Origin of the sequence: Citricoccus alkalitolerans (genome assembly GCF_039528175.1) — a bacterium.
Lineage (GTDB): Bacteria > Actinomycetota > Actinomycetes > Actinomycetales > Micrococcaceae > Citricoccus > Citricoccus alkalitolerans.
In genome coordinates, this window is record NZ_BAAALH010000001.1 from 288 (window position 1) to 1,864 (window position 1,577).

2 protein-coding genes and 1 tRNA gene are annotated in these 1,577 nt (G+C 66.7%); 2 read left to right on the top strand and 1 reads right to left on the bottom strand.

The features are described from left to right. Positions 1-107 precede the first annotated feature (107 nt). The gene (locus ABD134_RS00005) at positions 108-692 is read left to right on the top strand and encodes a hypothetical protein (protein WP_344225608.1); all 585 of its coding nucleotides are present in this window, start codon (positions 108-110) and stop codon (positions 690-692) included. On the opposite strand, the gene ABD134_RS00010 is transcribed toward ABD134_RS00005, so the two are convergent. Then, on the bottom strand, positions 689-1,330 hold the full coding sequence (locus ABD134_RS00010; protein WP_344225609.1) for a hypothetical protein: 642 nt from the start codon (positions 1,328-1,330) through the stop codon (positions 689-691). The two genes, ABD134_RS00005 and ABD134_RS00010, sit on opposite strands and share 4 nt — an antisense overlap. A gap of 152 nt (positions 1,331-1,482) precedes the next feature. Here ABD134_RS00010 and ABD134_RS00015 point away from each other — a divergent pair. After that, positions 1,483-1,559 (top strand) — tRNA-Pro (locus tag ABD134_RS00015). The last annotated feature ends 18 nt before the right edge of the window (positions 1,560-1,577 follow it).

Genomic DNA, 1,577 nt, shown 5'->3' on the forward strand with positions numbered 1-1,577 from the left:
CTCACGGTCCAGGGCTTCTGTGTTTAACAGACCATGCTGGGTCAGATCATGGACAGCAGCTCCCCGTACGCGCCTTCAGGGCCTGGCCGGCATGGTTTGATGAGGGCATGTCTGAGAGCCCGTTCCTTGACCCGTTCGCCGTCCCCACCAGTGGCGAGCATGGTCCTCCAGGCCCGGATGCGGGAGACTCGACGGGGGACGTGGTGCCCGGAACGGTGGTGAACAGTGGCCCGGCCTCTGCGGAGGCCACACATGCCTTGAACGCCTCCATCCCGCTGGACCTGGATCAGGCGGTCGGGGCGTTCGTGGATGACACCCATCTCTGGTGGCCGCGGGGGCTTCGTGCCACCGGGGAGGCGGGGCACGTGTACTTCGGTGACGGAGCGCTGCTGGAGGAGGATGCGGACGGCCCGGCCGGTGATCAGAATCCCCCCTACGAGTGGGCGGTCTTGGCGGGGGCGGCGGAGGGTGCCCTTGAGCTGGATTGGTGGGGTGGTCATCGGGAGGCGGCTGATTCGCCCGTCCGGCTCTATCTGTCCTGGTCCGGCGGTCCCCGTGGTGGAGCGGAGCTGAGCGTCCGGGGGAGTGAGCCGACGTCGTGGCTGGAAGAGTGGACCGCGGTCCTGGGGGCGTTCACTCGCTACGCCGGAGGCAGTCTCGCCGAACCGGGGGAGGGCCGAGAGGGGGCCTAGAGGCCGTTCTCCCGGAACATCTTGAGGTCCCCGTCCTCGAACTTCTGCTCGAGCACCCGTCCGTTGTTGCGCATGGACTCGAGGTCATGCTTCAGGACGGTGTCCCGGCTGCGGGAGACCTCGGTCGCGAGTAGTTGCAGTTGCTGGGTCCATTCCATGGCAGCAGCCGGCTTGGCCGAGTCGGGCAGCCGGAGGAACACGTCCAGCGTGCTCGGCAGGTACTGGTACACGAGGGACTCGATGGACAGGCGTTGCTCCGGAGCCTGTTGGACGAGATCCCAGCGGTCGATCATCTCGCCGAGGTGGACGGCAATCATGGACAGGTCGTGCTGGGAGGCCGGGGGAAGTTGGGCGCGATGGTTCCGGACCCGGTGGCGGAACTCGGCGAGCTGCCGGTCCATCTCCTCCTGGGTTGCGCCGTGCACGGGGATGCCGGACGAATAGGTCTGGCGGTGATCCGGTGTCAGGATCAGGCCCGCACCGTATCCCAGCGCCGCCGCGAGGAAGGCCGCGAGGATTGAATCGGACAGGAGGCCCACTCCGATGAAGACGATGAGGAAGGCAGCCAGGCCGATCAGGTTCGGGCGTGACGCCAGGAAGTCCCTGAAAGCGCCGAACCCCTCCGCCTCGGTGGCCACATCTCTCCGTCTCGCCTGAGTTGATCTGCTGACGTGACCAGTCTAGTGTCCGTGCCGCTCACCTCCACGGATCGTTTTGGTGAATCCGGGAACGGACGGCTAGGATAGACCACTGTGGTTCCCCGCCGGACTCGGCATGGAACCACTCTCCACGGGGTGTGGCGCAGCTTGGTAGCGCGCGTCGTTCGGGACGACGAGGCCGCAGGTTCAAATCCTGTCACCCCGACCACGAGACGCCGGCCGGGAG